This window comes from Serratia sp. CY38905 (assembly GCF_052168875.1).
In the GTDB taxonomy this organism is placed as follows: Bacteria; Pseudomonadota; Gammaproteobacteria; order Enterobacterales; family Enterobacteriaceae; genus Serratia; species Serratia sarumanii.
The window spans coordinates 64,051-87,004 of sequence record NZ_JBJNLV010000011.1 but is presented as its reverse complement, the minus strand read 5'-3'; the positions used below and the strand labels follow the sequence as shown (position 1 = coordinate 87,004).

Here is a 22,954-nt window from a genome sequence, read left to right as displayed (position 1 = left end):
GTCAGATTATTGTAGCGCGCGGATCAGCGCGTCATTATCGGCGTTGTCAGCTACCCGAATCGTACGCCAGCCCAAATCCCGGGCGAGGGTAGCCAGGCGTTCGCTCACTACTACCAGGCGGCAACGCAGCAGCCATGAAGAACGATAGTAATCAGGAACTAAAGTATAGAGCTGTTGTAACATTTCACCGCTGGTCACCACCAGCGTATCCACACCGGCGCGCTGCCAGTGGGCGCTCTGCTCGCTGCCGTCGTAGTGCACCGGGCTGCGTTGATAGCATTCATAATAGCTGACGTCGGCGCCGCGCTCGCTCAGCGTCGTGCCCAGCAACTCGCGGCCGCCGTTGCCGCGCAAAATCAGCGCGCGTTTGCCCGCCAGCTTTTGCAGCGCCGGCAGCAGCAGCAGCGTTTCGCTGATCTCGCGTTCACGCGGGTATTCTACCGGTAAACTGCTGATGCGGTGCAGCGCCAGCCCGGTGGTGCGGCCGATGGCGTAATAAGTCAGGTGCGCGGGCCAGCTCAGCCCAGCGCGGCCGATGACCGAATCGGCATAGTTCACCGAATGCTGCGACAGCACGAATACCAGATCGCCGGCGTTCAACTGCTGCAACGCCTGCGGCAGCTGCGGCAGATCGCCGCCGGGGGCGAAGTCGATCAGCGGTGCATGATAGGCAACCCGGCCGAGTGCGCGCAGCCGGCTCACTAACCGCTCTCCCGAAGGCGATGGGCGGGTTACCAGGATCGTCATGCCGGCGGATTTCCCTGATAAACTTCGCGCAGGATCTCGCGCGCGCCGCGCGCCAGCAGCTCTTCCGCCAGCTCAACGCCCATCCGTTCGGCCTCGGCGGCCGGGCCGCGGCGCTCGCCGCGCACCATCTGGCTGCCGTCCGGCGCGCCGACCAAGGCACGCAGCCACAGGCTGTCGCCATCCAGTTCGGCATAGCTGCCGATCGGCACCTGGCAGCCGCCTTCCAGACGGGTGTTCATCGCCCGTTCGGCGCGCACGCGTGTTTCGGTGGCCGCATGGTTCAGCGGCGCCAGCAGCGCGCGGGTGACGCTGTCGTCGAGACGGCATTCAATGCCGACCGCACCCTGGCCGACCGCCGGCAGGCACTCTTCGGCGCTCAGCGGGCTGCGGATGCGTTGCTCCAGCCCCAGGCGTTTCAGGCCGGCCACCGCCAGAATAATTGCGTCATAGTCGCCGTTGTCCAACTTGGCCAGGCGAGTGCCGACGTTGCCGCGCAGGTCGCGCACGATCAGATCCGGGCGGCGTTCACGCAGCTGGCACTGGCGGCGCAGGCTGGAAGTGCCGACCACGCTGCCCTGCGGCAGTTGATCGAGCGAGGCGAAACGGTTGGAAACAAAAGCGTCGCGCGGATCTTCGCGTTCGCAAATGGTGGTCAAACCCAGGCCGGCGGGGAAATCGACCGGCACGTCTTTCATCGAGTGCACGGCGATGTCGGCGCGGCCTTCCAGCAGCGCCAGCTCGAGTTCTTTAACAAACAGGCCCTTACCGCCGACTTTCGCCAGCGGCGTATCCAGAATAACGTCGCCGCGCGTCACCATCGGCACCAACTCGACCTGCAGGCCGGGATGGCAGGCTATCAGACGTTGCTGCACATAATGTGCTTGCCAGAGTGCAAGCGGGCTTTGTCGGGTGGCAATTCGAATAATTTTGTCTAACATGCTTGTTACCGTTTTTATATTTCGCCATCCATCCTACCACTGAGAGCCAATACTGTCAGTGCAAGAAGCCGGAGGCGGAAAAAGGACAACGGAATCAAAGGGACGTGTGATGTGCTTTGGGGCAGTTAACACTGCGGGTAAATCGTTTAGGGAAGCGCTACAATAATTGTGAAGCGTTACCTCCTTTACGGTCAATCAGCAAGGTGTTAAATTGATCACGTTTCCAGCAATAAGTCGCCAAATATTCTTCTTACACTAACGGCGCTTATGGAATACGGGTTTTTTTCTAAACACCGGGATAATCAGGCGAGACGTCTTGTACCTCTACATCGAGACATTGAAGCAGAGACTGGATGCGATCAATCAGCTACGCGTCGATCGCGCCCTGGCGGCTATGAAGCCCGCGTTTCAACGGGTATACAGTCTGCTGCCCACCTTACTGCACCACCATCACCCGCTGATGCCGGGTTACCTGAACGGTAACGTTCCCCACGGCATTTGCCTCTACACGCCTGATGAAACTCAACAAGATTACCTGAACGATTTAGAAGACAAATGGGGCAGCCCGTTTGACAAACCGGCCAGCGGTGAGCTGCCGATCACCGGCGTCTATTCGATGGGCAGTACCTCGTCTATCGGCCAAAGCTGCAGCTCGGATCTCGACATCTGGGTCTGCCACCAGTCCTGGCTGGACAACGAAGAACGCACCCGCCTGCAGCAAAAATGCAGCCTGCTTGAGAAGTGGGCCGCCTCGATGGGGGTGGAAGTCAGCTTTTTCCTGATCGACGAAAACCGCTTCCGCCATAATGAAAGCGGCAGCCTGGGCGGCGAAGACTGTGGCTCGACGCAGCATATCCTGTTGCTCGACGAATTCTACCGCACCGCGGTGCGCCTGGCCGGCAAGCGCATCCTGTGGAACATGGTGCCGGGCGAAGAAGAAGCGCACTACGATGAATACGTGCTGTCGCTGTACGCGCAGGGCGCGCTGACGCCGAACGAGTGGCTGGATCTCGGCGGCCTGAGTTCGCTGTCGGCGGAAGAGTACTTCGGCGCCAGCCTGTGGCAGCTGTACAAGAGCATCGATTCGCCTTACAAGGCGGTGCTGAAGACCCTGCTGCTGGAAGCCTATTCCTGGGAATATCCCAATACCCAACTGCTGGCGACGGACATCAAACATCGCCTGCATCAGGGCGAGATCGTCAGCTTCGGGCTCGACGCCTACTGCATGATGCTCGAGCGCGTCACCCGCTACCTGACCGACATCAACGACACCACCCGCCTCGATCTGGCCCGCCGCTGTTTCTACCTGAAAGTGTGTGAAAAGCTGTCGCTGGCCAAGGCCTGCGTCGGCTGGCGGCGCGAGATCCTCAGCCAGCTGGTCAGCGAATGGGGCTGGAGCGAAGAGCGTCTGGCGATGCTGGACAACCGCGCCAACTGGAAAATCGAACGGGTGCGCGAAGCGCATAACGAGCTGCTCGACGCGATGATGCAGAGCTACCGCAACCTGATCCGTTTCGCCCGCCGCAACAACCTCAGCGTCAGCGCCAGCCCGCAGGATATCGGCGTGCTGACCCGCAAACTGTACGCGGCGTTCGAAGCGCTGCCCGGCAAGGTGACGCTGGTGAACCCGCAGATTTCGCCGGACCTGTCGGAAAACGACTTAACCTTTATTCACGTGCCGGTTGGCCGCGCCAACCGCACCGGCTGGTACCTGTATAATCAGGCGCCGGCTATGGATTCTATTGTCAGCCATCAGCCGCTGGAATATAACCGCTACCTGAACAAGCTGGTGGCCTGGGCCTATTTCAACGGCCTGCTGACGCCGCAGACCCGCCTGCACATCAAGAGCGGCAACCTGTGCGACACCGCCAAGCTGCAGGAGCTGGTGGCCGACGTTTCCCATCACTTCCCGCTGCGCCTGCCGGCGCCGACGCCGAAAGCGCTGTACAGCCCGTGCGAAATTCGCCATCTGGCGATCATCGTCAACCTGGAAAACGATCCGACCGCCGCCTTCCGCAATCAGGTGGTGCATTTCGATTTCCGCAAGCTGGACGTGTTCAGCTTCGGCCAGCAGCAGCAGTGCCTGGTAGGCAGCATCGATCTGCTGTACCGCAACTCCTGGAATGAAGTGCGCACCCTGCATTTCAGCGGCGAGCAGTCGGTGCTGGAAGCGCTGAAAACCATTCTCGGCAAAATGCACCAGGACGCCGCGCCGCCGGAGTCGGTGGAAGTGTTCTGCTACAGCCAGCACCTGCGCGGCCTGATCCGCACCCGTATCCAGCAGCTGGTGTCGGAGTGCATCGAGCTGCGCCTGTCCAGCACCCGCCTGGAGCCCGGCCGCTTCAAGGCGGTGCGCGTCGCCGGGCAGACCTGGGGGCTGTTCTTCGAGCGCCTGAGCGTGTCGGTGCAAAAGCTGGAGAACGCGGTGGAGTTTTACGGCGCCATCTCCAACAACAAGCTGCACGGCCTGTCTATCAAGGTGGAAACCGATCAGGTGCATTTGCCGCCGGTGGTGGATGGCTTCGCCAGCGAGGGGATCATCCAGTTCTTCTTCGAAGACACCTCAGACGACAAGGGCTTCAACATCTATATTCTGGACGAGTCGAATCGGGTGGAGGTGTATCACCACTGCGAGGGCAGTAAAGAGGAGCTGGTGCGCGACGTCAGCCGCTTCTATTCCTCGTCGCACGATCGCTTCACCTACGGCTCCAGCTTCATCAACTTCAACCTGCCGCAGTTCTATCAGATCGTGCAGCTCGACGGGCGCACGCAGGTGATCCCGTTCCGCAGCAACGTGCTGTCCAGCCTGTGCGTGACGGTGGCCGATGGCGCCGCGCAGCCGCTGAAACAGCAGTTCCAGCTGCATTGACGCCGCAAGGGCTCGGTTGCCGAGCCCTGCTTAGCCTCAGGAAAAACGCAATTCCTCGCCGGCCTGCGCGCTGGCCGCTTCGCTGAGCAGCTGGTAAAACGGCTGCCCGCTGCGATCGCATAGCCAAACGCCGTCGCGGTAGTTGAAGTGGTAGCCGCCGGCCTTGGTGGCGAGCCACACCTGGTGCAGCGGCTCCTGGCGGTTGATGACGATTTTGGTGCCGTTTTCGAAGCTCAGCGTCATTACGCCGCCATTGGTTTCGTAATCGATGTCCGCATCGCCGTCAAAATCGTCCAGTGTCTCTTCAATATTCAGCATCAGCTGGTCGGCCAACTGGTGAAACTCGCTGTCGTTCATATTCAATTCCTATTGCTTTTCATGATCCACCTGCGATTATAGAGACCTTGGACGCATGAATTACAGGCATTAATGCAAATGAAAAAACAACTACGCTATGCGCTGATGGCCGTTCTGGTTACCGGCCTCGCCGGCTGTGGTCTGAAAGGCCCGCTTTACTTCCCGCCTGCCGACCCCGCCAGCCAAAAACCGGCCAAGCCGCCGGTGCAAACGGGCGATCAGGTGCAAAAGAACCAGCAGGAGCAGTCTGGCTCTCAGCAAAAACCGTCGATGGTCGACCAGTAACACCCTGTTTACGGTGGCGAGCGCCGCCGTAAAATCAAGACGGATAGCGCGTCCAGATAGCGGAGTATGATATGCAGTTCTCCAAAATGCACGGTCTGGGCAACGACTTTATGGTGGTCGATGCCGTTACACAGAATGTCTATTTTTCACCTGAGCTGATCCGCCGGCTGGCCGATCGGCACCTGGGCGTCGGCTTTGACCAGATGCTGGTGGTAGAACCGCCTTACGATCCCGAGCTGGATTTTCACTACCGAATTTTCAACGCCGACGGCAGCGAAGTGGCGCAGTGCGGCAACGGCGCGCGCTGCTTCGCGCGCTTTGTGCGGCTGAAAGGGCTGACCAACAAACGCGACATCCGCGTCAGCACCCAAACCGGGCGCATGGTGCTCAGCGTCACCGACGACGATCTGGTGTGCGTCAACATGGGCGAGCCTAATTTCGATCCGCAGGCGGTGCCGTTCCGCGCCGCCAAGGCTGAAAAGACCTACATCATGCGCGCGGCGGAACACACCGTGCTGTGCGGCGTGGTGTCGATGGGCAACCCGCATTGTGTTTTGCAGGTGGACGATGTAAAAACCGCCAAGGTGGAGCTGCTCGGGCCGGTGCTGGAAGGGCATGAGCGCTTCCCGGAACGGGCCAACATCGGTTTTATGCAGGTGGTCAGCCGCGATCACATCAAGCTGCGCGTTTACGAGCGCGGCGCCGGCGAAACGCAGGCCTGCGGCAGCGGCGCCTGTGCGGCGGTGGCGGTGGGGATCCAACAGGAATTGCTGTCAGAAGAGGTGCATGTAGAACTGCCGGGCGGCAGCCTGCATATTCGCTGGAAAGGGCCGGGCAACCCGCTGTTTATGACCGGCCCGGCAACCCATGTCTATGACGGATTTATTCATCTATGAAAAGCGTAGAAGAACAGAGCGTCGCCGGCCTGGCGCTGGATGACGACACCGTGATGCAGTACCTGCTGCAGAACCCGGATTTCTTTATTCGCAACGCGCGCCAGGTTGAGCAGATGCGCGTGCCTCACCCGGTGCGCGGCACCGTTTCGCTGGTGGAATGGCATCTGGCCCGCCAGCGCAATCACATCGAGCGGCTGGAAGAAGAGATCACGCTGTTGATGGAGCAGGCCAGCGCCAACGAAGGGCTGTTCGCCCGGTTGTTGCACCTGCAGGCCGATCTGGCCACCGCCGACAGCCTGCAGGACATGCTCAACCGGCTGCAGCGCTGGGCGCGCGGTTTTGGTTTGGCCGGCGCCACGGTGCGCCTGTTCGCCGAGCGCTGGAAGATCGGCGCGCCTTCCGACTTTACCCACCTGGCGCTGACGCGTTCGGCGTTCGAGCCGTTTCGCATTCAGCGGCTGGGCAGCGAACAACATTACCTCGGCGGCCTGAACGGCCCCGAACTGCTGCTGCTGTTGCCGCAGGCCAAACAGATTGGCCAGATTGGCTCGGTGGCGCTGTCGATGCTGGGCGACGATGGCGAACTGGGCATGGTGATCTTCAGCAGCCGCGATACGCAACATTATCAGCAGGGCATGGGCACGGTGATGCTCAATCAACTGGCGCGCATGCTGCCGGCGCTGCTGGAACGCTGGGTCGAACGCGCATGACGCCGATTGCGCCCAGCCTGCAGCAGCCGGTGGACGCTTTTCTGCGTTATCTCAAGGTAGAACGGCAACTCAGCCCGCTGACGCAGCTTAGCTATTCGCGCCAGCTGGCGGCGCTGATGCGCCTGGCGCAGGAGATCGGCGTCACCGACTGGACGGCGCTGGATGCCGCCCGGGTGCGCATGCTGGCGGCGCGCAGCAAACGCGCCGGCCTGCAGTCCGCCAGCCTGGCGCTGCGGCTCTCTTCGTTGCGCAGTTTCCTCGACTGGCTGGTCAGCCAGGGCGTATTGCACGCCAACCCCGCCAAAGGCATCCGCACGCCGCGCAGCGGCCGCCATCTGCCGAAAAACATCGACGTCGATGAAATGAACCAGCTGCTGGAGATCGATCTCAACGATCCGCTGGCGGTGCGCGATCGCGCCATGCTGGAGGTGATGTACGGCGCCGGTCTGCGCCTCTCCGAACTGGTGGGGCTGGATTGCCGCCATGTCGATATGGCGGCCGGCGAGGTGTGGGTGATGGGGAAAGGCAGCAAAGAGCGCAAATTGCCGATCGGGCGCACCGCCGTCACCTGGCTGGAACACTGGTTGGCCATGCGCGATCTGTTCGGGCCGGACGATGACGCGATGTTCCTGTCCAATCAGGGGCGGCGCATCTCGACGCGCAACGTGCAAAAGCGCTTCGCCGAATGGGGCGTGAAACAGGGCGTCAACAGCCATATTCACCCGCACAAGCTGCGTCACTCCTTCGCCACTCACATGCTGGAGTCGAGCGGCGATCTGCGCGCGGTGCAGGAGCTGCTCGGCCACGCCAACCTGACCACCACGCAAATTTATACCCACCTCGACTTTCAACATCTGGCGAACGTGTACGATGCCGCGCATCCGCGCGCCAAACGGGGGAAATCCTGATGCATTTTTATCGCCCGCTGCGCCCGCTGGCGGCGCTGACTTTCGATCTGGACGACACGCTGTATGACAATCGCCCGGTGATCCGGCAAACCGAACAACAGTCGGTGGCCTTCCTGCAGAGCTACCATCCCGGTCTGAACAGCTTCCAGTCGGCGGATTTCCACCGCCTGCGCCAGGAGCTGCGCGAGCAGGATCCGGAGATTTACCACGACGTCACCCAGTGGCGCTGGCGCGCCATTCATCTGGCGCTGAGCCGGCAGGGGCTGCGCGATGCCGACGCGGCGATTGGGGCCGATGCGGCGATGCAAAACTTCGCGCTGTGGCGCAGCCGCATCGAGGTGCCGCAAGCGACCCACGCCACGCTGAAGGCGCTGGCCGCGCGCTACCCGCTGGTGGCGATCACCAACGGCAACGCCGATCCGGCGCAGTGCGGCCTGGACGGTTATTTCCAGTTCGTGTTGCGCTCCGGGCCGGACGGGCGCGCCAAGCCGTATCAGGACATGTATCACCTGGCCGTCGAGCGGCTGGGCGTGGCGCCCGAGCAGATCCTGCACGTGGGCGACGATCTGACCACCGACGTCGCCGGCGCGCTGCGCGCGGGGCTGCAGGCCTGTTGGATCAACGATCGGCAACGCTGCCTGATGCAGGCCGCCGACAGCCGCCTGCTGCCGCATATTGAGATTTCGCAGTTGGCATCGCTGACAGCATTGTTATAATCCCTGCCAGAACTCTGTATAAATTTCCAGTGAAAAACCCGTCAGCGGCGGGTTTTCCCTTAACCATTAGTGGTGCCTATGGACGTCTCCGATCTGCTCGACAGCCTGAATGAAAAACAACGTGAAGCCGTGGCGGCGCCGCGCAGCAACCTGTTGGTTCTGGCCGGAGCGGGCAGCGGCAAGACGCGGGTGCTGGTGCATCGCATCGCCTGGCTGCTGTCGGTGGAGAACTGCTCGCCGTATTCGATCATGGCGGTGACCTTCACCAACAAGGCGGCGGCGGAAATGCGCCACCGTATCGAACATCTGATCGGCACCAGCCAGGGCGGCATGTGGATCGGTACCTTCCACGGCCTGGCGCACCGTCTGTTGCGTGCCCACCACCTGGAAGCCAACCTGCCGCAGGATTTCCAGATCCTCGACAGCGACGACCAGCTGCGGCTGCTCAAGCGCATCATCAAGGCGCTGAACGTCGACGAGAAGCAGTGGCCGCCGCGTCAGGCGATGTGGTACATCAACGGCAAGAAAGACGAGGGCCTGCGCCCGCAGCACGTCGAGACCTACAACAACCCGGTAGAGGCCACCTGGCTGCGCATCTACCAGGCCTATCAGGAAGCCTGCGATCGCGCGGGGCTGGTGGATTTCGCCGAGCTGCTGCTGCGCGCGCACGAGCTGTGGCTGAACAAGCCGCATATCCTCAACCACTACCGCGAACGTTTCACCAACGTGCTGGTGGACGAATTCCAGGATACCAACAGTATCCAGTACGCCTGGATCCGCCTGCTGGCGGGCGGCAACAGCAACGTGATGATCGTCGGCGACGATGACCAGTCGATCTATGGCTGGCGCGGCGCGCAGGTGGAAAACATCCAGCGCTTCCTGAAAGATTTCCCCGGCGCGGAAACCATCCGCCTGGAGCAGAACTACCGTTCCACCAGCAACATCCTGAAAGCGGCCAACACCCTGATCGCCAACAACGACGGGCGCATGGGCAAAAACCTGTGGACCGAAGGCGGCGAAGGCGAACCGATCTCCATCTACTGCGCCTTCAACGAACTCGACGAAGCGCGCTTCGTGGTCAACCGCATCAAGACCTGGCAGGACAACGGCGGTGCGCTGAACGACTGCGCCATCCTGTACCGCAGCAACGCCCAGTCGCGCGTGCTGGAAGAGGCGCTGCTGCAGACGGCGATGCCGTACCGCATCTACGGCGGCCAGCGCTTCTTCGAACGCCAGGAAATCAAGGATGCGCTGGCTTACCTGCGCCTCATTTCCAACCGCAACGACGACGCAGCCTTCGAGCGCGTGGTCAACACCCCGACGCGCGGCATCGGCGATCGCACCCTCGACGTGGTGCGCCAGGCGGCGCGCGATCGCCAGCTGACGCTGTGGCAGGCGACGCGTGAGCTGATGCAGGACAAGGTGTTGGCCGGCCGCGCTGCGTCGGCGCTGCAGCGCTTTATCGAACTGGTGGAGTCGCTGGCGCACGAAACCGCCGACATGCCGCTGCACGTGCAGACCGACCGGGTGATCCGCGATTCCGGGCTGTTCATCATGTATGAGCAGGAGAAAGGCGAAAAGGGGCAGGCGCGCATCGAAAACCTTGAGGAATTGGTGACGGCGACGCGCCAGTTCAGCTATCAGGACGAAGATCAGGATCTGATGCCGCTGCAGGCGTTCCTGTCGCATGCGGCGCTGGAAGCGGGCGAAGGCCAGGCCGACGCCTATCAGGACGCGGTGCAGCTGATGACCCTGCACTCGGCCAAGGGGCTGGAGTTCCCGCTGGTGTTTATCGTCGGGATGGAAGAGGGCATGTTCCCGAGCCAGATGTCGCTGGATGAAGGCGGCCGTCTGGAGGAGGAGCGCCGCCTGGCCTATGTGGGCGTAACGCGCGCCATGCAGAAGCTGACGCTGACCTATGCCGAAACGCGCCGTCTGTATGGCAAAGAGGTTTACCACCGGCCGTCGCGCTTTATCGGCGAACTGCCGGAAGAGTGCGTGGAAGAAGTGCGCCTGCGCGCCAGCGTATCGCGCCCGGTCAATCACCGCCGCATGGGCACGCCGATCAGCGAGAACGATACCGGCTACAAGCTGGGCCAGCGCGTGCGCCATCCCAAGTTTGGCGAAGGCACCATCGTCAATCTGGAGGGCAGCGGCGAGCACAGCCGGCTGCAGATCGCCTTCCCGGGCGAGGGCATCAAGTGGCTGGTGGCGGCCTACGCTCGCCTGGAAACGGTATAAAAGAGAGGGGCGCGTTGCAGGGGGCAGCCCCTGCAATCGTTCAGGATCAGTGAGGGTAGCGATCGCCGACCTGCGCGGTGGCATACCAGCGCATCACCGCTTCGGTGCCTTCACCGCCTTCCTGCGGCGCCCACGTCATGCAGTCCTCTTCGGTCAACGCCTGATACGGGCCCTGCTTTACTTCGAACACCACGCCGCCGGCATCGACCGACAACACCGCATGCCAGGTAAATGCCGGCATCTCCAGCACTTTGGTTTCTTCGCCGAGCAGGGTGCGCTGCGTCACGACGCCGTCATCGTTGAACTGCAGCACGACAAAACGGCCGCGCAGCGGCGTCAGCAGTTCCCAGGTTTGCGGGTGACGGTGCGGGCGGATATAGGTGCCGGGTTCCATGGCGATCGCCAGGCGTTGCACCGGGTCGCTCAACTCTTCGTGTAAGGTGCGGTGCGCGCGCAGGCGGGGCACGCTGGCGGCCTGTTCGCTCATCGCGGTCAGTTCATGGGCGGTAATCTGTTTCATCGTTTAAATCCGCATGCTTGTCGTACCATTAGGGTGATGTCATCTTAGCAACATTCTTGGTGGCGGTAAGCGATCGCCGCGACTTTTTCAGTACGGTTTAGGCGCCATTTTTGCCATTGAACATCGTGATGATTTGTTGCGCAATTATCCCGCCTAACGTGTTGACAGGCTTTTTCTTCTCGGCGTAACATGCGCGCACTATTATCATTGAGGACAGACGCCTTGGACACACCCAGTAGATACTGGCTCACTGACCTGCGCCGCAGGTATAACTTCTAAGGCTCTCCGTTTTTGCTGATAGCCTTCGTGGTTGTCGGCGACCCCGCAAAGCGTCGCTATGAGTCAGATCTCTTCATGGTCTGAAACAAATCGGTGATACGCATCCCCTCTGTTTCTGTGCTTCAACGCGTTGTCCGCACCCGTTACCTTCACGGAGTTTTGGCACATGCTGAGCGCTTTTAAATTAGATAACCGCCGCTTGTCCCGTCTGGAGCTGGACGACTCGGATGATCTCACGTCATCGCTGTGGGTTGATCTGGTCGAGCCGGAAGAGGGCGAGCGTGAGCGCGTGCAGAATGAGCTGGGACAAAGCCTGGCGACGCGTCCCGAACTGGACGACATCGAAGCCTCCGCCCGTTTCTTCGAAGATGAAGACGGTCTGCATATCCACTCCTTCTTCTACTTTGAAGATGCGGAAGATCACGCCGGCAACTCCACGGTGGCGTTCACCATCCGCGACGGGCGTCTGTATACCCTGCGCGAGCGTGAATTGCCGGCGTTTCGCCTGTACCGCATGCGCGCCCGCAACCAGACCATGCTCGAAGGCAACGCCTACGAACTGCTGCTGGATCTGTTCGAAACCAAGATTGAACAGCTGGCGGACGAGATAGAGAACATCTACAGCGATCTGGAACAGCTCAGCCGGGTGATCATGGAAGGGCATCAGGGCGATGAATACGACGCCGCGCTATCGACGCTGGCGGAGCTGGAAGATATCGGCTGGAAGGTGCGTTTGTGTCTGATGGATACCCAGCGCGCGCTCAACTTCCTGGTGCGCAAGGCGCGTTTGCCGACCGGCCAGCTGGAGCAGGCGCGTGAAGTGCTGCGCGACATCGAATCCCTGCTGCCGCACAACGAATCGCTGTTCCAGAAGGTGAACTTCCTGATGCAGGCGGCGATGGGCTTCATCAACATCGAACAGAACCGCATCATCAAGATCTTCTCGGTGGTGTCGGTGGTGTTCCTGCCGCCGACGCTGGTGGCCTCCAGCTACGGCATGAACTTCGAATTCATGCCGGAGCTGAAATGGTCGTTCGGCTACCCGGGCGCCATCACCTTGATGATCCTGGCCGGTCTGGCTCCTTACCTGTACTTCAAGCGCAAGAACTGGCTGTAACCCGGCGGCGCCGGGCTCAGCGCAGCTTGCGCTGGGTGTAGAGCGCGTCGAGGGTGAACAGGATCAGCGCCGCCCAGATAAAGCCGAAGGTCACCAGTTTGTCCTGGCCGACGGTTTCGCCGTAGAAGGTGATCGCCAGCAGGAACATCAGCGTCGGGCCGAGATACTGGAAGAAACCGAGCGTCGACAGGCGCAGCCGGGTGGCCGCCGCGGTGAAGCACAGCAGCGGCACGGTGGTGACGATGCCGGCGGCGACCAGCAGCAGGTTCAGCGACCACGGGTTGGCGCTCAGGTGGCTGGTGGGGCTGTCGGCGAACAGGAACAGATAGGCCGCCGCCACCGGCAGCAGCCACAGCGTTTCGATCAGCATGCCGGTCTGGGCGTCGATGGCGATTTTCTTGCGCAGCAGGCCGTAGAAGGCGAAGCTGAACGCCAGCCCCAGACCGATGATCGGCAACGAACCGAACTGCCAGAGCTGCACCAGCACCCCGGTGAACGCCAGCGCCACCGCCACCCACTGCATGCGGCGAAAGCGCTCGCCGAGAAACAGCATCCCCAACAGCACGTTAACCAGCGGGTTGATGAAGTAACCCAGGCTGGCTTCCAGCATATGGTGGTTGTTCACCGCCCAGATGAACAGCAGCCAGTTGCCGCCGATCAACAGCGCGGTGACCGCCAGCAGCAGCAGCCGTTTGCGATTTTGGCAGGCGGCGCGCACTTTCGGCCAGTTGCGGCCCAGCGTGATCAGCGCCAGCATGAAGAAAAACGACCAGATGATCCGGTGGGTAAGGATCTCGTCCGCGGATACTTGCTGAATCAGTTTGAAATAGGCCGGGGCGATGCCCCACATAAAATAGGCGGCCAGGGCGAAGAAAATGCCCTGACGCGTTTGCTTTGCGTCCATGACGTCACTCGGTGGGGAACGTAAGATGCGGTGAGTGTACTGAAGACGCCCACCGCACACAATCATCAGCCGACCAGATAGGTGGCGGTCGCGGTCGCGATATGCAGGCCGTCGTGGTTATGCAGTTCTACGCGCGCGACGGCGACCTTATTGCCGCTGCGCAGCACGCTGGCGGAGGCGACGAAGTGTTCGCCGCGGCCGGGGCGCAGGTAGTCGACGCGCAGATCGATGGTGCCCATACGCGACAGTTTGGCGGCGATCTCTTCTTCGATCAGCGGCTCCATGCGCGTCAGCACCCCGCCGGCGCAGGCCAGCCCGGCGGCGACGTCGAGCACCGCGGCGATCACGCCGCCGTGCAGAATTTCCTGTGCGGCGTTGCCCACCAGCTTGCGCTGGTTGGTGAAGCTCAGCTCGACGTAATCATCGTCGAAGCGGCGCAGCTCCAGGCCAAGCTCGCGGTTGAACGGCATGTGGTAGACAAAGATTTCGCCGATCTTGCGGCGGGCGGCTTCCAGGGTCAGTGGTGTGGTCGACATAGCGGGTTTCCGTTTTTCTTTTGCGTTTTAAGGGAGCTAACTGGTCAGTCCAGGTTAATGGAATGTTGATTTTATGCTTAACCTTTGTTGCTTTCCAGACTATTCCAATAAAACCGGCCTGCGCTGCGGTAAAGCCTCCTTTGTGTGTAAAATGGCCTGATTTTTTCCGGGATTGCCCTTTTTCGTTGGAGTGAGGAGAGGTTATGCGCATTTTGTCAGGGATCGTTTCCGCCACGCTGCTGATGCCGGCGCTGGCATTGGCTGCGGAAGCCAAAGAGCAGCAGATTCACGATAAGCCGGCGGTGCGCGGCAGCATTATCGCCAACCTGCTGCAGGAGCACGATAATCCGTTCACGCTGTACCCTTACGATCCCAATTATCTGCTGTACACCGACACCAGCGATATCAACCAAGAGGCCATCAAGACATACAACTGGGCCGACAAGGCGCGCAAGGACGAGGTGAAATACCAGCTTAGCCTGGCGTTTCCGCTGTGGCGGGGCATTGCCGGCGACAACTCGGTGCTCGGCGCGTCTTATACTCAGCGCTCCTGGTGGCAATTGTCCAACCGCGGCGAGTCTTCGCCGTTCCGCGAGACCAACTACGAGCCGCAGCTGTTCGTGGGGTGGGCGACCGATTACCGCTTTGCCGGTTGGACGCTGCGCGATGTTGAAATCGGCGTTAACCATCAATCCAACGGCCGCTCGGACCCGACGTCGCGCAGCTGGAATCGCGGCTATGCGCGGCTGATGGCGCAAAACGGCAACTGGCAGGTGGATCTCAAGCCCTGGTTCCGCTTCTCGGAGAGCTCGAGCAACGACGACAACCCGGACATCACCAAATACATGGGATACTACCGGCTGAAGGTCGGTTACGCCTGGGGCGACAGCGTGTTCAGCGTCGACAGCCACTACAACTGGAACAGCGGTTACGGCGGCGCGGAACTGGGCTGGAGCTATCCGATCACCCGCAACGTGCGATTCTATACCCAGGTGTTCAGCGGCTACGGCGAATCGCTGATCGACTATAACTTCCGGCAGACACGGGTGGGCGTTGGTGTCATGCTGAACGATATTATGTAATCATACCCGGTGGGTGTGTACCGATGAAAAAATGGGGAAGTGTGTGTCAACCGCAGCAGTGATTAACAGAGAGTTGCTGGCCGAGCAGGTATTGCGCGATACCTTCGGCTACCAGCAATTCCGTCCGGGCCAACAAACGATTATCAACGCCGCGATCGGCGGGCAGGATTGCCTGGTGGTGATGCCGACCGGCGGCGGCAAGTCGCTGTGTTACCAAATCCCGGCGCTGGTGATGGACGGCCTGACCCTGGTGGTTTCCCCGCTGATCTCGCTGATGAAGGACCAGGTCGACCAACTGTTGGCCTACGGCGTTTCCGCCGCCTGCTACAACTCGACGCAAACCCGCGAGGAGCAGCTGGACGTCATGGCCGGCTGCCGCAACGGCACCATCAAGATGCTGTACATCGCGCCGGAACGGCTGATGATGGAAAGCTTCCTCAACCTGCTCGACCACTGCCCGCCGGCGATGCTGGCGGTGGATGAGGCGCACTGTATTTCGCAGTGGGGCCATGACTTCCGGCCGGAATATCGCGCGCTGGGTCAGCTGAAACAGCGCTTCCCGTCGATGCCGGTGATGGCGCTGACCGCCACCGCCGACGAGTCCACCCGCGGCGATATCGTGCGCCTGCTGTCGTTGCAGGATCCGCTGGTACAGGTTAGCAGCTTTGACCGGCCGAACATCCGCTACACGCTGGTGGAAAAATTCAAGCCGCTCGATCAGCTGTGGCGCTTCGTGCAGGATCAGCGCGGCAAGAGCGGCATTATCTATTGCAACAGCCGCGCCAAGGTGGAAGACACCGCCGCGCGTCTGCAGAGCCGCGGGCTGAGCGTCGGCGCCTACCACGCCGGGCTGGACAACGATCGCCGCGCGCAGGTGCAGGAAGCGTTCCAGCGTGACGATCTGCAGGTGGTGGTGGCCACCGTCGCCTTCGGCATGGGCATCAACAAACCCAACGTGCGCTTCGTGGTGCATTTCGACATCCCGCGCAATATCGAATCCTATTATCAGGAGACCGGCCGCGCCGGGCGCGACGGCCTGCCGGCCGAAGCCATCCTGCTGTACGATCCGGCCGACATGGCCTGGCTGCGCCGCTGTCTGGAGGAAAAACCCGCCGGGCAGCAGTTGGACATCGAGCGCCACAAGCTGAACGCCATGGGCGCGTTCGCCGAGGCGCAAACCTGCCGCCGCCTGGTGCTGCTCAACTACTTCGGCGAAGGCAAGCACGAGAACTGCGGCAACTGCGATATCTGCCTCGATCCGCCCAAGCGCTATGACGGGCTGGAGGATGCGCGCAAGGCGCTGTCCTGCGTGTACCGCGTCGGCCAGCGCTTCGGCCTGGGGTACATCGTGGAAGTGCTGCGCGGCTCCAACAACCAGCGCATTCGCGAATACGGCCACGATAAGCTGCCGGTGTACGGCATCGGCCGCGATCAAACCACCGAACACTGGACCAGCGTGCTGCGCCAGCTGATCCACCTGGGCTTTATCACCCAGAACATCGCCATGCACTCGGCGCTGCAATTGACCGAGGCGGCGCGCCCGGTGTTGCGCGGCGAAGTGGCGCTGCAGCTGGCGGTGCCGCGTATCCAGAGCCTGAAGTCGCGCGGCAGCGCCAACCAAAAATCCTACGGCGGCAATTACGATCGCAAGCTGTTCGCCAAGCTGCGCAAACTGCGCAAATCGATCGCCGATGAAGAAAACATTCCGCCCTACGTGGTGTTCAACGACGCCACGCTGCTGGAAATGGCCGAACAGATGCCGATCAAGGCCGGCGATCTGCTGAGCGTCAACGGCGTCGGCCAGCGCAAACTGGAGCGTTTCGGCGCGCCCTTTATGGCGATGATCCGCGACCATCTCGACAATGATGAAGACTGAGGGCAATAAATCATGCTGATGCTGTTTCTCACCGTGGCGCTGGTGCATCTGATTGCGCTGATGAGCCCGGGGCCGGACTTCTTTTTCGTGTCGCAAACCGCCGCCAGCCGCTCGCGCCGCGAGGCGATGATGGGCGTGGTCGGCATTTCTCTCGGCATCGTGGTATGGGCCGGCGTGGCGTTGATGGGGCTGCATCTGATCCTGCAGAAGATGGCCTGGCTGCATCAGATAATCATGGTCGGCGGCGGCATTTACCTGTGCTGGATGGGGTGGCAATTGCTGCGTTCCGCGCGGGCGCAGCAAGCGCAGCCGGCGGCGGAGGCCCAAGTAGCGTTGCCGAAGGCCGGGCGCAGCTTTATTCGCGGCTTCCTGACCAATCTGTCCAACCCGAAGGCGGTGATCTATTTCGGCAGCGTGTTCTCGCTGTTCGTCGGCGACAGCGTCGGCGCCGGGGCACGCTGGGGACTGTTCCTGCTGATCGTCGCCGAGACCTTCGTCTGGTTCAGCCTGGTGGCGGTGGTGTTCGCGCTGCCGGCGATGCGCCGCGGCTACCAGCGGTTGGCCAAGTGGATCGACGGGGTGGCGGGCGTGCTGTTCACCGGCTTCGGGTTACACCTGATCTTTACCCGCTGACCGGCAGTGACATGCCCAAGGCCGAGCAGCGATGCCCGGCCTTTTTTTCAGGCCTTGCGGGCGGTCGCCAGCAGCCCCGCCACCAGAATGAACAGCGAGCCGAACAGCCGGTTGAGCAGCTGCATTTGGCGCGGCGTTCTCAGCCAGCCGGCGATGCGCGTCGCCAGGGTGGCGTAACCGATCATCACCAGAATATCCACCACCACGGTGGTGACGCCGAGCACCAGATACTGCTCGGCCTGCGGCTGATTGGGCAAAATGAACTGCGGGAACAGCGCGGCGAGGAACACGATGCTTTTCGGGTTGGTCAGGTTGACCAGCACCGCGCGGCGGAACAGACGGCGGCGCGGCATGCTGCCCGCCAGCGCATGCAGATCCAGCGCCCCGGCGGCGCGCCATTGCTGGATGCCGAGCCACACCAGGTAGGCGGCGCCCAGCCATTTCAGCAGCTCGAACGCCAGCAGCGATTGAGAAATCAGCGCACCGAGGCCGATGCCTACCAGCACGATGTGCGCGCTCAGCCCGACCTGTAGCCCGGCGATCGACGCGGCGGCGCCGCGATAGCCGTGGCTGATGCCGGTGCTCATGGTGTTGATGGCGCCTGAGCCGGGGGACAGGCTGAGGATAAGCGTGGTCAGCAGATAGGTTAACCACCAGTCCAAGGTCATGGTTCTTCGGCTCCCTGAAAGTGTCGTTTTGTGCCACAATGCGCCGAGGCGGCGCCGTTTTTTGTCAGAATTGAATCACAATACGCTAGTATGATTTCTTGTGCCAGCGGTCACATTTTCCGCCGGCCCCACAGGGAAAACGCTCTCGATGACCTCGTTCACTCTCAGCTCCGATGACTGGTTAACGCGTGAAACGCAGTTCGCTGCCTTCGCCACCGGGCCGCTGCTGGACTTCTGGCGGCTGCGGGAAGAGGGCGAGTTCAGCGGCGTGGACGGCGTGCCGATCCGCTTTGTACGTTTTCGCTCCGCGCGACATCAGCGGGTGGTGGTGGTCAGCCCCGGCCGCATCGAAAGCTACGTGAAATACCCCGAGGTGGCCTACGATCTGTTCCACTGCGGTTACGACGTGGTGATCGTCGATCATCGCGGCCAGGGGCGCTCCGGCCGTTTACTGGCGGATACGCACCGCGGTCATGTGGTAAACTTCGCCGACTACGTGGACGATTTCGAGCAGCTTTGGCAGCGCGAGGTCGAATCGCGCGGTTATCGGCAGCGCTTCGCGCTGGCGCATTCGATGGGCGGCGCGATCCTGGCGCAGTTCCTGCAGCGCCGGCCGCAGGCGTTCGACGCGGCGGCGTTTTGCGCGCCGATGTTCGGCATCCAGTTGCCGATGCCGGATTGGCTGGCCGACCGCATTCTCGACTGGGCGGAGAGCCGCCCGGCGATCCGCGACTATTACGCGGTGGGCACCGGCCAGTGGCGGCCGCTGCCGTATGTGGTCAACGTGTTGACCCACAGCCGCGAACGCTACCGGCGCAGCCTGCGCTATTACGCCGATTACCCCGAGCTGCAGGTGGGCGGGCCGACCTACCATTGGGTGAGGGAGAGCATCCGCGCCGGCCGGCAGATTATCGCTCGGGCCGGGGCGATCACAACGCCGCTGTTGCTTTTGCAAGCCGGTGAAGAACGAGTCGTCGACAACCGTTCGCACCAGGCTTTTTGTCAGGCTCTGTCAGACGCGGGGCGCCCTTGCGAAGGGCGGCTTCCGTGGGTTATCAACGGCGCACGCCATGAGATCCTGTTCGAGCGGGACGCGATGCGCGCCGAAGCACTGAACGCAATCCTGCGCTTCTTTGCTCAACACTTAGGCGGCGCGCTGCCGCCGACAACTCCATCAGAGGTTAGAACATAACGCTATGTATCACGTCGTCGCTTCCGATTTAGATGGCACGCTGCTGTCTCCCGACCATACCCTGTCGCCGTACGCCAAAGAAACGCTGAAGTTGCTGACCCAGCGCGGCGTGCATTTCGTATTCGCCACCGGCCGCCACCATATCGACGTGGCGCAGATCCGCGACAGCCTGGAGATCAGCGCCTTTATGATCACCTCCAACGGCGCGCGGGTGCACAACACCGCCGGCGAGCTGATTTTCAGCCACAACCTGGACGAGGATATCGCCCGCGATCTGTACGGCATGCTGCACGACGATCCGGAGATCACCACCAACGTCTACCGCAACGACGATTGGTTTACCAACCGCGAAAGCCCGGAGCAGGAAGAATTCTTCCAGGAGTCGGTGTTCAAATATCAGCTGTTCGAACCGGGCCTGCTGGAAACCGACGGCGTCTGCAAGGTTTACTTCACCTGCGAAGATCACGAGCGGCTGCTGCAGGTGGAAGACGCCATCAACGCGCGCTGGGGCGATCGGGTCAACGTCAGCTTCTCGTTCCCGACCTGCCTGGAAGTGATGGCGGGCGGCGTGTCGAAAGGGCATGCGCTGGAAGAAGTGGCCAAGATCATCGGCTATACGCTGCAAGAGTGCATCGCCTTCGGCGACGGCATGAACGATCTGGAGATGCTGTCGATGGCCGGCAAGGGCTGCATCATGCGCGACGCGCATCAGCGCTTGAAGGATATGTTGCCGGAGCTGGAAGTGATCGGCTCCAACGTCGATAACGCGGTGCCGCACTACCTGCGCAAGATGTTCCTCTGACATAACCCGGGCGTTTCTCGGAAATAACAAGGGCGCCTTGCGGCGCCCTTGGCATTACTTGTGCTGGCCCTGCTTCTGCAGGAACTGCACGCCCTTGTCCGGGAAGTCGGTGAACACGCCGTCGACGCCGGCCTGGTTGTAAATCACGTCATACAGCTGGTTCACGTCGGTCACGTACTTCGGCAGCGCATCGGCGCGGATGGTAAACGGATGCACCGCCAGCTTGCTGGCGTGCGCTTCTTTCACCATGTCGGTCAGCACGATGTGGCCCGGCTTGGATTTATCCGCCACCACCAGCATGTGGTAGTCCGGCCCGATGCCGTCGGCATACTGAGCGATTTTCTGCATCGCGCCCGGCTTGAACATCCAGTCGTAGTCGTACTCTACCCACTTGCCGTCGGCTTTCTGCTCGTAGGTTTCCTGCCAGTCGTTATAGGCGATCAGCTGCACCAGCTTCAGATCCATGCCCAGCTTCGGCTCCAGCTCGTTCTTGATGCGTTTGAGCTCGTTGGCGTCGAAGCACTGCAGGTAGACGTTGTCGTTTTTGCCGGTGTAGCCGTATTGCTTGAGCACCGCCAGCACTTTGCTGGAGATGTCCTTGCCTTCCTGTTTGTGGAACCACGGCGCCTTGATTTCAGGGTAGATGCCGATGTTCTTGCCGGTCGAATGGTTCAGACCCTGCACGAACTCGATCTCTTCCTGGAAGGTGTGTACGCGGAAGTCGGATTTGCCCATCGGGAAGCGGCCAGGGTAGCCCTGCACCTTCTTGCCGTTTTCGATTTCAAAGCCTTCGGTGAACTTCAGCGATTTGATCTCCGCCAGCGTAAAGTCGATGGCGTAATAACGGCCGTCCTTGCGCGCGCGGTCCGGGAAGCGTTCGGCGACGTCGGTGACGCGATCGAGGTAATGGTCGTGCAGCACCACCAGCTCGTTGTCTTTGGTCATCACCAGATCTTGTTCGAGGTAATCGGCGCCCTGCGCGTAGGCCATCGCCTTCGCCGGCAGGGTGTGTTCCGGCAGGTAGCCGCTGGCGCCGCGGTGGGCGATCACCACTTTGTCCGCCGCCTGCGCGGCGCTGACCATTGAGGTAGCGAGAATGATCCCTGTCAGCAGGGCTTTGACTTGAGTCCGCATTCCGTTTTCTCCGTGTTGTTGGGGGCAGGGTAGTAAAAAGGCCGCAGGGCGGCCTTTAAATCATGCAAAAGTCGTGTGACGGTTAGCCGCGCTTGCCGGCAGCGATTTCCGCGTGGTGTTTCTTTTCGTTCAGCATGGTCAGCAGCAGCAGGATAACCGCCAGCACGCCGCCGCCGATCATCACCATGAAGCCGCCGTCCCAACCGAAGAAGTCTACGGTGTAGCCGACGATGGCGCTGGCCGCGACCGAGCCGCCCAGGTAGCCGAACAGGCCGGTGAAGCCCGCGGCGGTGCCGGCGGCTTTCTTCGGCGCCAGCTCCAGCGCGTGCAGGCCGATCAGCATCACCGGGCCGTAGATCAGGAAGCCGATGACCAGCATACAGATCATGTCCACGGTCGGGTTGCCCGGCGGGTTCATCCAGAACACCACGGTGGCGATGGTCACCAGCGTCATGAAGAACACGCCGGTGGCGCCGCGGTTGCCTTTGAACACTTTGTCCGACATCCAGCCGCACAGCAGGGTGCCCGGGATACCGGCGTATTCATACAGGAAGTAGGCCCAGGAAGACTTGTCCAGCGCGAAGTGCTTCACTTCTTTCAGGTAGGTCGGCGACCAGTCCAGAATGCCGTAACGCAGCAGATAGACGAACACGTTGGCGACCGCGATGTACCACAGCAGCTTGTTCGGCAGGATGTACTGCATGAAGATCTGCTTGGCGGTCAGCTCTTCTTCGTCTTTTTCGCTGTAGTCGTCCGGGTAGTCGTTTTTGTACTCTTCAATCGGCGGCAGGCCGCAGGATTGCGGGGTGTCGCGCATCAGGCCGAAGGCGATCAGGGCCACCAGGATGGCGCCGAAGGCCGGCATGTACAGCGCCGCGTGCCAGTCGTTGAACCAGGCCATACCCAGCAGGAACAGCAGCGGTGGCAGGCCGCCACCCACGTTGTGGGCGCAGTTCCAGATGGAGACGATGCCGCCGCGTTCTTTCTGCGACCACCAGTGCACCATGGTGCGGCCGCACGGCGGCCAACCCATGCCCTGGAACCAGCCGCACAGGAACAGCAGGACGAACATGATGGCGATGCTGGAGGTGGCCCACGGCACGAAGCCCATGAACAACATCACCGCCGCCGCCAGGATCAGGCCGGCAGGCAGGAACACTCGCGGGTTGGAACGGTCGGAGACCGAACCCATGATGAATTTGGAGAAGCCGTAGGCGATGGAAATGCCCGACAGCGCGAAGCCGAGGTCACCGCGGCTGAAGCCTTGTTCGATCAGGTAAGGCATGGCCAGGGTGAAGTTCTTACGCACCAGATAGTAAGCGGCGTAACCGAAGAAGATCCCCAGGAAAATTTGCCAGCGCAGCTTACGGTAGAGCGGGTCTACCTTATCGCTCGGCACACGGGCGATGTGTGCGGCCGGCTTAAAAATACTCAACATGAGCGCCTCCGATGGCTTTATCTGTTATCACATCAATATGACCTTTTACGTTCATTTGATGATTGAGCGGATATCGAATGTGGTGTTTTTGTGTTCCATAACGAGC

General features: G+C 61.4%; 22 protein-coding genes. 13 read left to right on the top strand and 9 right to left on the bottom strand.

What is annotated here, in order from left to right:
- Positions 1–6: 6 nt before the first annotated feature.
- Together hemD and hemC are read right to left on the bottom strand one after the other, a co-directional pair.
- Positions 7–747 (bottom strand): uroporphyrinogen-III synthase, encoded by a 741-nt coding sequence (gene hemD / locus ACJ8MK_RS20240; protein ID WP_049195197.1) that lies wholly within the window; start codon positions 745–747, stop codon positions 7–9.
- Complete coding sequence (hemC, locus tag ACJ8MK_RS20235) at positions 744–1,685, bottom strand: hydroxymethylbilane synthase (protein ID WP_103830170.1); 942 nt, start codon at positions 1,683–1,685, stop codon at positions 744–746. Before hemC ends, hemD begins: the two co-directional genes overlap by 4 nt.
- A 316-nt stretch (positions 1,686–2,001) precedes the next feature.
- On the opposite strand from hemC, the gene ACJ8MK_RS20230 reads away from it, so the two are divergent.
- Positions 2,002–4,554, top strand: coding sequence for a class I adenylate cyclase (locus ACJ8MK_RS20230; RefSeq protein ID WP_019452546.1), 2,553 nt, complete (start codon positions 2,002–2,004; stop codon positions 4,552–4,554).
- Positions 4,555–4,590: 36 nt separating this feature from the next.
- On the opposite strand, the gene cyaY is transcribed toward ACJ8MK_RS20230, so the two are convergent.
- The gene (cyaY, locus tag ACJ8MK_RS20225; RefSeq protein ID WP_015376263.1) at positions 4,591–4,911 is read right to left on the bottom strand and encodes an iron donor protein CyaY; all 321 of its coding nucleotides are present in this window, start codon (positions 4,909–4,911) and stop codon (positions 4,591–4,593) included.
- A 78-nt stretch (positions 4,912–4,989) separates the two neighbouring features.
- Between cyaY and lptM the strand changes: the two genes are divergently transcribed.
- The 6 genes from lptM (at position 4,990) to uvrD (ending at position 10,667) form a co-directional block, all read left to right on the top strand.
- Positions 4,990–5,196 carry an LPS translocon maturation chaperone LptM gene (lptM, locus tag ACJ8MK_RS20220; protein ID WP_004934241.1) on the top strand — a complete coding sequence of 69 codons (207 nt, stop codon included), beginning with the start codon at positions 4,990–4,992 and terminating at the stop codon, positions 5,194–5,196.
- Positions 5,197–5,267: 71 nt separating this feature from the next.
- The gene (dapF, locus tag ACJ8MK_RS20215) at positions 5,268–6,092 is read left to right on the top strand and encodes a diaminopimelate epimerase (RefSeq protein WP_004934244.1); all 825 of its coding nucleotides are present in this window, start codon (positions 5,268–5,270) and stop codon (positions 6,090–6,092) included.
- Positions 6,089–6,802 carry a DUF484 domain-containing protein gene (locus ACJ8MK_RS20210; protein ID WP_033636652.1) on the top strand — a complete coding sequence of 238 codons (714 nt, stop codon included), beginning with the start codon at positions 6,089–6,091 and terminating at the stop codon, positions 6,800–6,802. Before dapF ends, ACJ8MK_RS20210 begins: the two co-directional genes overlap by 4 nt.
- Complete coding sequence (xerC, locus tag ACJ8MK_RS20205; RefSeq protein WP_103799294.1) at positions 6,799–7,710, top strand: tyrosine recombinase XerC; 912 nt, start codon at positions 6,799–6,801, stop codon at positions 7,708–7,710. The genes ACJ8MK_RS20210 and xerC overlap by 4 nt, the downstream gene beginning before the upstream one ends.
- On the top strand, positions 7,710–8,426 hold the full coding sequence (yigB, locus tag ACJ8MK_RS20200; protein ID WP_033649639.1) for a 5-amino-6-(5-phospho-D-ribitylamino)uracil phosphatase YigB: 717 nt from the start codon (positions 7,710–7,712) through the stop codon (positions 8,424–8,426). Before xerC ends, yigB begins: the two co-directional genes overlap by 1 nt.
- Before the next feature lie 78 nt (positions 8,427–8,504).
- On the top strand, positions 8,505–10,667 hold the full coding sequence (gene uvrD / locus ACJ8MK_RS20195; RefSeq protein ID WP_033649640.1) for a DNA helicase II: 2,163 nt from the start codon (positions 8,505–8,507) through the stop codon (positions 10,665–10,667).
- 46 nt (positions 10,668–10,713) lie between these two features.
- On the opposite strand, the gene ACJ8MK_RS20190 is transcribed toward uvrD, so the two are convergent.
- Positions 10,714–11,187, bottom strand: coding sequence for a WbuC family cupin fold metalloprotein (locus ACJ8MK_RS20190; protein WP_197774364.1), 474 nt, complete (start codon positions 11,185–11,187; stop codon positions 10,714–10,716).
- A 445-nt stretch (positions 11,188–11,632) separates the two neighbouring features.
- Here ACJ8MK_RS20190 and corA point away from each other — a divergent pair, with 445 nt between their 5' ends.
- Positions 11,633–12,583, top strand: coding sequence for a magnesium/cobalt transporter CorA (gene corA, locus ACJ8MK_RS20185; protein ID WP_004934262.1), 951 nt, complete (start codon positions 11,633–11,635; stop codon positions 12,581–12,583).
- A gap of 16 nt (positions 12,584–12,599) precedes the next feature.
- Here corA and rarD read toward each other — a convergent pair whose 3' ends face one another.
- On the bottom strand, positions 12,600–13,487 hold the full coding sequence (gene rarD / locus ACJ8MK_RS20180) for an EamA family transporter RarD (RefSeq protein WP_033636655.1): 888 nt from the start codon (positions 13,485–13,487) through the stop codon (positions 12,600–12,602).
- 65 nt (positions 13,488–13,552) lie between these two features.
- A complete protein-coding gene (locus tag ACJ8MK_RS20175; RefSeq protein WP_033636656.1) occupies positions 13,553–14,023 on the bottom strand; it encodes a thioesterase family protein in 471 nt (156 codons plus the stop codon).
- A gap of 203 nt (positions 14,024–14,226) precedes the next feature.
- On the opposite strand from ACJ8MK_RS20175, the gene pldA reads away from it, so the two are divergent.
- From pldA to rhtC, 3 genes are read left to right on the top strand one after another with little or no spacing between them, the layout of a single operon-like run.
- Positions 14,227–15,105, top strand: coding sequence for a phospholipase A (gene pldA, locus ACJ8MK_RS20170; RefSeq protein ID WP_039568129.1), 879 nt, complete (start codon positions 14,227–14,229; stop codon positions 15,103–15,105).
- A 43-nt stretch (positions 15,106–15,148) separates the two neighbouring features.
- Complete coding sequence (recQ, locus tag ACJ8MK_RS20165; RefSeq protein ID WP_442518011.1) at positions 15,149–16,981, top strand: ATP-dependent DNA helicase RecQ; 1,833 nt, start codon at positions 15,149–15,151, stop codon at positions 16,979–16,981.
- A 12-nt stretch (positions 16,982–16,993) separates the two neighbouring features.
- The gene (gene rhtC / locus ACJ8MK_RS20160; RefSeq protein WP_016929486.1) at positions 16,994–17,614 is read left to right on the top strand and encodes a threonine export protein RhtC; all 621 of its coding nucleotides are present in this window, start codon (positions 16,994–16,996) and stop codon (positions 17,612–17,614) included.
- Between the two features lie 47 nt (positions 17,615–17,661).
- On the opposite strand, the gene rhtB is transcribed toward rhtC, so the two are convergent.
- Entirely contained in the window at positions 17,662–18,282 is a 621-nt protein-coding gene (rhtB, locus tag ACJ8MK_RS20155; RefSeq protein ID WP_004934282.1) for a homoserine/homoserine lactone efflux protein, read from the bottom strand.
- A 148-nt stretch (positions 18,283–18,430) separates the two neighbouring features.
- Between rhtB and pldB the strand changes: the two genes are divergently transcribed.
- Both pldB and yigL read left to right on the top strand, forming a co-directional pair.
- Positions 18,431–19,474, top strand: a complete 1,044-nt coding sequence (pldB, locus tag ACJ8MK_RS20150) for a lysophospholipase L2 (RefSeq protein ID WP_442518010.1) — start codon at positions 18,431–18,433, stop codon at positions 19,472–19,474.
- A gap of 4 nt (positions 19,475–19,478) precedes the next feature.
- Positions 19,479–20,276 carry a sugar/pyridoxal phosphate phosphatase YigL gene (gene yigL, locus ACJ8MK_RS20145; protein ID WP_033636660.1) on the top strand — a complete coding sequence of 266 codons (798 nt, stop codon included), beginning with the start codon at positions 19,479–19,481 and terminating at the stop codon, positions 20,274–20,276.
- A 54-nt stretch (positions 20,277–20,330) separates the two neighbouring features.
- Here the strand turns inward: yigL and glpQ are convergent, their stop codons facing one another.
- Together glpQ and glpT are read right to left on the bottom strand one after the other, a co-directional pair.
- Positions 20,331–21,410, bottom strand: a complete 1,080-nt coding sequence (gene glpQ, locus ACJ8MK_RS20140; protein ID WP_033649644.1) for a glycerophosphodiester phosphodiesterase — start codon at positions 21,408–21,410, stop codon at positions 20,331–20,333.
- A gap of 82 nt (positions 21,411–21,492) precedes the next feature.
- Positions 21,493–22,848 carry a glycerol-3-phosphate transporter gene (glpT, locus tag ACJ8MK_RS20135; RefSeq protein ID WP_033636663.1) on the bottom strand — a complete coding sequence of 452 codons (1,356 nt, stop codon included), beginning with the start codon at positions 22,846–22,848 and terminating at the stop codon, positions 21,493–21,495.
- Positions 22,849–22,954 lie beyond the last annotated feature (106 nt).

Excerpts from the sequence above, each read along its gene's own strand:
- uvrD (WP_033649640.1), top strand. The coding sequence starts at position 8,505 with ATGGACGTCTCCGATCTGCTCGACAGCCTGAATGAAAAACAACGTGAA.
- hemD (WP_049195197.1), bottom strand. The coding sequence starts at position 747 with ATGACGATCCTGGTAACCCGCCCATCGCCTTCGGGAGAGCGGTTAGTG.
- lptM (WP_004934241.1), top strand. The coding sequence starts at position 4,990 with ATGAAAAAACAACTACGCTATGCGCTGATGGCCGTTCTGGTTACCGGC.
- corA (WP_004934262.1), top strand. The coding sequence starts at position 11,633 with ATGCTGAGCGCTTTTAAATTAGATAACCGCCGCTTGTCCCGTCTGGAG.
- xerC (WP_103799294.1), top strand. The coding sequence starts at position 6,799 with ATGACGCCGATTGCGCCCAGCCTGCAGCAGCCGGTGGACGCTTTTCTG.
- ACJ8MK_RS20175 (WP_033636656.1), bottom strand. The coding sequence starts at position 14,023 with ATGTCGACCACACCACTGACCCTGGAAGCCGCCCGCCGCAAGATCGGC.
- glpQ (WP_033649644.1), bottom strand. The coding sequence starts at position 21,410 with ATGCGGACTCAAGTCAAAGCCCTGCTGACAGGGATCATTCTCGCTACC.
- cyaY (WP_015376263.1), bottom strand. The coding sequence starts at position 4,911 with ATGAACGACAGCGAGTTTCACCAGTTGGCCGACCAGCTGATGCTGAAT.
- pldB (WP_442518010.1), top strand. The coding sequence starts at position 18,431 with ATGACCTCGTTCACTCTCAGCTCCGATGACTGGTTAACGCGTGAAACG.
- dapF (WP_004934244.1), top strand. The coding sequence starts at position 5,268 with ATGCAGTTCTCCAAAATGCACGGTCTGGGCAACGACTTTATGGTGGTC.
- ACJ8MK_RS20210 (WP_033636652.1), top strand. The coding sequence starts at position 6,089 with ATGAAAAGCGTAGAAGAACAGAGCGTCGCCGGCCTGGCGCTGGATGAC.
- yigL (WP_033636660.1), top strand. The coding sequence starts at position 19,479 with ATGTATCACGTCGTCGCTTCCGATTTAGATGGCACGCTGCTGTCTCCC.
- glpT (WP_033636663.1), bottom strand. The coding sequence starts at position 22,848 with ATGTTGAGTATTTTTAAGCCGGCCGCACACATCGCCCGTGTGCCGAGC.
- rhtC (WP_016929486.1), top strand. The coding sequence starts at position 16,994 with ATGCTGATGCTGTTTCTCACCGTGGCGCTGGTGCATCTGATTGCGCTG.
- rhtB (WP_004934282.1), bottom strand. The coding sequence starts at position 18,282 with ATGACCTTGGACTGGTGGTTAACCTATCTGCTGACCACGCTTATCCTC.
- hemC (WP_103830170.1), bottom strand. The coding sequence starts at position 1,685 with ATGTTAGACAAAATTATTCGAATTGCCACCCGACAAAGCCCGCTTGCA.
- pldA (WP_039568129.1), top strand. The coding sequence starts at position 14,227 with ATGCGCATTTTGTCAGGGATCGTTTCCGCCACGCTGCTGATGCCGGCG.
- ACJ8MK_RS20190 (WP_197774364.1), bottom strand. The coding sequence starts at position 11,187 with ATGAAACAGATTACCGCCCATGAACTGACCGCGATGAGCGAACAGGCC.
- yigB (WP_033649639.1), top strand. The coding sequence starts at position 7,710 with ATGCATTTTTATCGCCCGCTGCGCCCGCTGGCGGCGCTGACTTTCGAT.
- rarD (WP_033636655.1), bottom strand. The coding sequence starts at position 13,487 with ATGGACGCAAAGCAAACGCGTCAGGGCATTTTCTTCGCCCTGGCCGCC.